Raw genomic sequence first — 521 nt, 5'->3', positions numbered from 1 at the left:
CGGCAAGGATCTGGAACGCTTGATAGTAGGATCTTCCCCGCTTCAGCAGCTCGCCGGCGTAATCCCCCAAAGGCTGGGGCATCTCCCATAGGTTGGCCGATACCTGGTTAAGCGCGACGGTCGCCGCCATATATGGATCCCCTACTCGCTGGCTGAGGCGCGATGCGATCGGCCGCCGCTTACCTTACACCTCATCTTCATCCTGCTGCTGACTGTGAAGGTCATCAATCAGGATGTCATCAATGACTGAAAGAGCCAGACGGGCATCGATCTCGGGAATGCAATCCTTATGAATGATCTGAGTGAAAAGGCGTTGAAGCTTTTGCCGACGGTCGTAAGCGTCCATCTGCCTCCAGTCCAAGTTTACGGCTCCATACGTTTTCATATGACCATAGTCGTGCTGCGGCAGTGGAGCGGTTGTGACCATGATCGTCCCCGCCATAGGGCGGTCATGGAAGGGCGGCCTGTCAGGCGTCCAGCAGATCACAGTGTCTTTTGCAAGCATAGAAGGCTCCCCCATG

The 521-nt window shown here is 55.9% G+C and carries 1 protein-coding gene; it reads right to left on the bottom strand.

Features of this window, described 5'->3' with window-relative positions; translation table 11 throughout:
- Positions 1-184: 184 nt before the first annotated feature.
- The coding region (locus EN984_RS37115) for a hypothetical protein (protein WP_206517600.1) at positions 185-521 on the bottom strand (337 nt) is incomplete at its 5' end.

Source organism: Mesorhizobium sp. M7A.F.Ca.CA.004.12.1.1 (genome assembly GCF_003997835.1).
Classification (GTDB): Bacteria; Pseudomonadota; Alphaproteobacteria; order Rhizobiales; family Rhizobiaceae; genus Mesorhizobium.
Note: the sequence above shows the minus strand (reverse complement) of the source record. Positions and strands in the feature narration are given on the sequence as shown.